The organism is Bacillus sp. BS3(2021), from assembly GCF_021043345.1.
Lineage (GTDB): Bacteria > Bacillota > Bacilli > Bacillales > Bacillaceae > Bacillus > Bacillus paralicheniformis.
Map to the genome: position 1 here is coordinate 1,063,805 of NZ_JAJNDM010000001.1, position 6,119 is coordinate 1,069,923.

Sequence of the window (6,119 nt, forward strand, 5' to 3'; positions counted from 1 at the left end):
CCATTCAGAAGATGTCTGAATGGGTATTTTTTTAAATATTTTATGCTCCTGATCCCCGGGATGCCAGAAGTACCTGATCTCCTTGAGAAGCCGCTTCCGGTGCATGGTTTACGAATGAAAAGCTGATAACTGCGCCTAATACAACTGCTGTTAATAATACTTTTTTCATTTTATTCTCCTCCTCTTCCAGCGAGCTTGCTCGCCTTGTCTGTTTTAATGTAAAAGTATATGGCTTCTTCATATAACTTTTCTCGCCTGTAGTAATTCGCTACATCCATCAATAATTCCTCCAAATCTACCCAGGCTTTTTCATTTTCCAACTGGTGAACATAGTCCTTGATTATTTCCAGTTTATTCTGTGTATCAGAATATAATGTATATAAAATTTTGAATTTCAATTCGAAAATTTCGCTGTTCATTTCCCGGGATTTTTTAAAGCCCACTTCGATCCATTTAAATGCTTGTTTGTGTGCGTTGGTTTTGAAAAGAGACCTTGTGTTTTCATAAACGCAAAGAAGGTAAGCATACTTGGCTTTCGTTTCAAAATCTTTGATTGCAAAAGCTTTATTGTAATACTTTAGCGCTTCCTCCTGCTTGTCTTCCTTACTCTTCAAAAAGCCCATATTATAGTAGGTGCACGGTAAAAGGAATTGGTCGCCGATTTTTTCGGTTTTTTCGATCGCTTCCTTTAATAATACTTCACTTTCGGAGAACTTAAATTGGTCAATATAATTGAGCCCGATCAGCATTTTGCAGTTGATGACCCGCTTGGCATACCCGTCATACCCTTGAAAGATGCCGGAGGCAATGTTGATGTGATGAATCGACAGCCATGTCGCTTTTAAGTTGTAATACAAAACACCGATTTTATAATGAAATTCAGCTTTTTCAATTTCATTTTGAATGACGCTCAGTCTTTTTTCCGCTATTCTGAAAAAATTGAGCGCTTCTGTATGGTTTTGCTTGTAGTCTTCATAAATCCCTTTAAACAGGTAAAAATAATAATTCAGCTTGTCGTCCGTACTTTTTGGATCTTTGTCTTGAAAACTGATGGCCTCCAATTTTTCGGTGGAAGATTGGGAGATATCTTCAAGAAGGAGCCTTAAGCGAAAATCGAGCATTTGATAATAGAGTAGAACGTCATGATCTTCTTCCATTTTTTCAATTGCTTTATCTATGTCATCTTTCATTTCGATTGAGCCTGAAATGTCTCTTTTTTTCATCAGTATGTACCAGTCGTTGAGCATATTGGCGACTTCTTGTGAAGCCACGGCTTTGGCCATTCTCTTCCCTCCAATCTTTGTGAATTTTTTGTAAATTGAAGTTCTATTAATCATAGCATAAACTGCTGCCGTCTGTGAATAACGCTGAAATGCAAGTTCGCCGGTGAAAAGTTCATTTCTGAAATTAAATCGTCATTTTCCAAAAAAAGTGCGCGAAAAAAGCGAAAACCGCGCCAAGCGGAATACAGGAGATCATTGCGGTTCCGTTGACCAGCCCGTCAGCTCCGCTTATTTTCAGGGCTTCCCGGTAGCCTATTAAAAAGTGGATGATCGATAGGACGTAACATAAGAGCATCATATAGTAAGGGTTCATTTGCATACCTCCTCTATTCGCTTTACTATATTACATTCAATAGAGGGGAAGATTATGCCTGTTTAAACAGGAAAAAGAACAGAATATTATAGACGAAAAGATTTTCAATTACAATACATGTTTTTAAAAATATTTCCACTATAATCAAAATGAAAGATAAATTTAGGGGGTCATAAGAAATGAAAAAAAGGCTGATGTCACTATTGGTCTGCATCCTGGTTTTAGTGCCGGCAGCTGGTGCTTTTGCCGCGCCGAAACAGGCCGAGCTTCAAGAGTATCTTGAAGAAATAGGAATGACAGAAAAAGAATTGGAAGCTTATTTACAGGATACATATGATGAAAGTTTAAAAGATTTTGAGTCGGTGGAAGAGTTGAAAGATTTTTTAGGGGAAAGACTGACTAATCAACTTTTGGCATCCTATTTAAAAGAATACGGATTGAGCGAAAAAGAAGCGGCTGACCTTTTTGTTGAAAATGGCTATATGGAAAGCGGCCAAAACATTCTCGACGTGTTTATGTTTGAATACGAATTGGACGATGCGCTTTTCACTGTGACATATGAAGAAGACGATTTTCAGATCGGGAACCTGTTTCAAGAATTGGGTGTGGATGATCAGGAGTGGGAAAGGCTCGTGAATCATCTCCGAAAGGTGCGCGATAAAAATCCAAACCTTGAAAATGATTTGATGGCTCTTGGAGAACGTCTTGAAGCGGTAGCCGATTTCGAGTCTGTATCAGAGCTCTCAGCTCAGGATATCGCTGAAATGCTATCCATTTTAAACGATCTTCAGAAGACGCTTGAAGTGAAAACAAAATACTATCTTGTTAAAGACGGAAAGAAAAAAGAAGTGTCTTTGACAACGCTTGTCAGCGCGGAAGATCTGAAGGGAGCAAGCCTTCTGGTGGAAGTATACGATCTGCAAGGCAACTTCATTTTGGATGTATTGCTGACGCCTGACATGATCGGATCTGATTTAATTCATGATACAGGGTCAAAAGTGAAGCAAACCCAAACGGCTGTCAAACATGAATCAAAGCCATCTCATGTGAAAAAGACGGTTAAAGGGGCAAAGCTTCCAAAGACAGCCGGGCATTACGCGGAATGGTCGATCTTAGGCGCCGTTCTGATGTTTGGCGGATTCTTCATGATCAGAAGGCTTCGCAAAGCGGCTTAACATGTCACTTCCCATTCTAATTATGTAGAGAATGGGAAGTTTTTATAAGGAGTGAAAGGAAATTAAGGCACATCGAAAAAAAATCATCTGGCTCGCAGCTATTGTGATGGTTGTGTGCGGCGCTTATTTTACAACAACGAATGTGTTCAAGTTAATGCACGGCTACGCTCTTTTTTCATTTCAGCAGATGAAAGAAGAAGAAAAGCCTGAAAAACCTCCGATTCAGACGGCGAAAAAAGAAAAAACGGTGATTGATCAAACATTTAAAACCGGGGAGAAAATCGGCGATCTTGTCATTCCGAAAATCAATGCAAGGATTCCTATATATCACGGGACAGATGAAGACGAGCTGCAAAAAGGCGTGGGCCATTTCGCTGGTTCCGTTCTGCCTGGAGAAGATGACAACTCGGTTTTATCAGGCCACCGGGATACGGTTTTCCGAAAACTCGGCCGAGTGGGGAAGGGCGATCAGTTAATTGTTGAAGCTTCCTACGGAACTTTTACATACAAAGTGAAAAAGGTGCGGATCGTGGATGCGGATGACCGGACGGTGATTGTACCAAAGCCGAGAGCAACATTGACGGTTTCCACCTGCTATCCTTTTGACTTTATCGGTTCAGCACCGGAGCGGTATATATTGGTCGCAGATTTGATTAAATCATAAAAAAACAGCGGAATCTCAGGCGAGTCCGCTGTTTTTTTATGCTATCTCATGTCTGATCTGTTTTCCAAGAGTTTTGGCGCGGTTAGCAGCAGTAAACAAAGGACAATTGTGCAGACAATGAAAGACGGAAGCATATATGTTCCATTATATACCAAGGAATAAATCCATACCGGAGTGCCTTCAGGCGCATAGTTTCCAAAAAAGACAGCGCCGCTGATGACATGAGCGAGAAATTTCAGTCCGCTTCCGAGAAAGACGGCCAGCGTAACATAGAAAATGATCTTTCCTTTTTGTTTCTCGACTGAAGCATTTCTGATCGATCCGGCAAAAAAGCCGCCGATTCCCGCGGCTGTAGGCGCGATAAAGTAATCAAGAAAAAGCTGCAGAGGATGAACTATGTAATATCCTCCAGTGACAAACTGAAGCAATCCGGCTAAAAACCCGGTTGCCAGCCCTGCCTTCAGCCCCCATCTAAAGGAAATCAGGAAGATCGGAATCATCATGACGGCGATTGAACCGCCTTGAGGCATTTTTAAAAACATTCCGGACACCATATCAAGTATAAGTGCTATTCCTGTCATAAACGCAATTTCAATCAGCTGTACAAGTTGTTTAGATTGATTCATCATAACCCTCACTTTTGATGAACAAAGGGATACTGGACTTCTTTCCCAATAAAAAAAGCAATGCGGGGAAGGAGTAGGAAAGTTTTCCACGCACTGCTTTGGATGCAATTAGAAATGACTTTGCCACATCCCTACGCCAGCGTTAACTAACAGGTTCAAAGGGTCAGAACGGTCGTTCACTCTCAGCCTCGAGGCTCCCCTTGTGGTCATCAAGTTATTTAGTTATATTCTACTATACTAAAAAAAGAAACGGACGACAAGCTGATTTTTCGAAAAATTTTGCTTAATTTCTCCAATATGTAGCAATGCAAACATCTTTTCCTTTATAATAGAACGTATTCGTACGTACAAGATCAGTAAAGGGTTGATCTGATGAGTGAACCTACAAAATACAGCATGGTGAAAAATAAAATTAAATCGTGGATATATGAAGGCAAAGTGAAGCCGGGGGAAAAAATTCATTCGGAAAACGAATTGATGAAAATATTTGATGTAAGCAGGCACACGATCCGGCAAGCGATTGGCGACCTTGTTCATGAAGGGCTTTTATACAGAGAGCAGGGCTCAGGGACGTATTGCTCTCACCGTCTTCAGCTTTCTGAAAAAGGAAGGGAAAGAAATAAGATGATCGGGGTTATTACGACTTACCTTTCGGATTACATTTTTCCTTCTATTATAAGAGGAATCGAATCGTCACTGTCCAGCGAAGGATACACCCTTGTCGTCGCGAGCACCAATAATGACATTGAAAAAGAAAAACAATGCCTTGTGAATATGCTCGATAAAAAAATTGCTGGGTTGATCGTGGAGCCGACGAAAACAGGAAGCTTTAACCCGAATTTAAGTTACTATCTGACGCTTGAACAACATCATATTCCGTATTTGATGATCAACCAATTTTATCAGGAGCTAAATCCGCCCCATTTCATTTTGGATGATGAACACGGTGGCTTTATCGCCACTGAGCATTTGATTAAACTCGGCCATGAAAAAGTGTTCGGTTTCTTTAAACAGGACGATATGCAGGGCGCCAACCGGATGAAAGGATTTATCCGTGCTTTCAGAGAAAACGGCTTGTCGTTTTACCCTGAAATGGTCGTGACGTACACAACAGAGAACAAAAAACAAAAAACGATAGCTGAAGCCAGGAAGCGGCTTTCTTCATCAGACCGTCCGACTGCCATATTCTGCTATAATGACGAGATAGCGCTTTTGGTGTTGGATGTCGTGAGGGAATTCGGTTTGAAAGTGCCGGAAGACATTTCGATTGTCGGATATGACAACTCACATTTGAGCGAGGCATCTGAAGTGAAGCTGACGTCAGTCACTCATCCGAAAATGCAGATGGGGATTGAGGCGGCAAAATGGATGATTGCCAAAGTTGAGGGACGCAACACGAATCAGCTTGAACATTCCACCGTCTACAAACCTGAACTGGTTGTCAGACATTCGACCGCCAAGCTGAAAAGGTAGGCTGCACAATCTTTATCCGCCAACCAGCGTGAATGAAAATGAGAAGAATATATATTCTGTTACAAAGCTCCGGAATGAGGAGCTTTTTATTCAAGTAAAAGCTGATAACGGAGAGTTTAATGTCATCCTCGAAGCTTTGGACATGTGCAGCTTTAGCAAATCAATTTTTAAAGACCGCTGTATACTTTTATATAGAAGAAAGCAGTAAGAAGAAATAAATGCTGTCAACTGCCGGAGGTCGAGATGATCAGGAATCATCTGAGTCCGAATCATTTGATTATTATTTTTTTAAAAAAGCTATTGTGCAAAACGAAAATAGATGTTATATTAATATCCGCCCCTAAAAAGGAGGCTTTATAAAAACAACTTCGAAAATCTTTTAAAAAAAGTTGTTGACATTCACGATGATAGAATGTTATATTAGTAAAGTCGCTTCTTTGAGAGGCGGAAATGATCTTTGAAAACTAAACAAGACAAACGTACCTGTTAATTCATTAAATAAATCGCGCATGCGAATGTGCGTAGTCATTATCAAACTTCATGGAGAGTTTGATCCTGGCTCAGGACGAACGCTGGCGGCGTGCC

At 40.7% G+C, this 6,119-nt stretch carries 7 protein-coding genes and 1 riboswitch; of the genes, 3 read left to right on the forward strand and 4 right to left on the reverse strand.

Translation table 11 applies throughout. From position 1 onward, the window contains the following. Positions 1–40: 40 nt before the first annotated feature. From LQ247_RS22015 to LQ247_RS05330, 3 genes are all read right to left on the reverse strand, one after another. Positions 41–169 (reverse strand): hypothetical protein, encoded by a 129-nt coding sequence (locus LQ247_RS22015; RefSeq protein ID WP_023856006.1) that lies wholly within the window; start codon positions 167–169, stop codon positions 41–43. Position 170: 1 nt separating this feature from the next. Beyond that, entirely contained in the window at positions 171–1,283 is a 1,113-nt protein-coding gene (locus LQ247_RS05325; protein WP_020452708.1) for a response regulator aspartate phosphatase, read from the reverse strand. Positions 1,284–1,407: 124 nt separating this feature from the next. Beyond that, a complete protein-coding gene (locus LQ247_RS05330) occupies positions 1,408–1,596 on the reverse strand; it encodes a hypothetical protein (RefSeq protein WP_003184678.1) in 189 nt (62 codons plus the stop codon). A gap of 179 nt (positions 1,597–1,775) precedes the next feature. Between LQ247_RS05330 and LQ247_RS05335 the strand changes: the two genes are divergently transcribed. Further along, entirely contained in the window at positions 1,776–2,771 is a 996-nt protein-coding gene (locus LQ247_RS05335; protein ID WP_231005647.1) for a processed acidic surface protein, read from the forward strand. Positions 2,772–2,877: 106 nt separating this feature from the next. Continuing rightward, on the forward strand, positions 2,878–3,435 hold the full coding sequence (locus LQ247_RS05340) for a class D sortase (protein ID WP_023856005.1): 558 nt from the start codon (positions 2,878–2,880) through the stop codon (positions 3,433–3,435). A 41-nt stretch (positions 3,436–3,476) separates the two neighbouring features. On the opposite strand, the gene thiT is transcribed toward LQ247_RS05340, so the two are convergent. Next, complete coding sequence (gene thiT / locus LQ247_RS05345; protein WP_103750094.1) at positions 3,477–4,061, reverse strand: energy-coupled thiamine transporter ThiT; 585 nt, start codon at positions 4,059–4,061, stop codon at positions 3,477–3,479. Positions 4,062–4,172: 111 nt separating this feature from the next. Continuing rightward, positions 4,173–4,272: riboswitch (TPP riboswitch) on the reverse strand. 161 nt (positions 4,273–4,433) lie between these two features. On the opposite strand from thiT, the gene LQ247_RS05350 reads away from it, so the two are divergent. Beyond that, on the forward strand, positions 4,434–5,534 hold the full coding sequence (locus LQ247_RS05350) for a GntR family transcriptional regulator (RefSeq protein ID WP_023856004.1): 1,101 nt from the start codon (positions 4,434–4,436) through the stop codon (positions 5,532–5,534). Positions 5,535–6,119 lie beyond the last annotated feature (585 nt).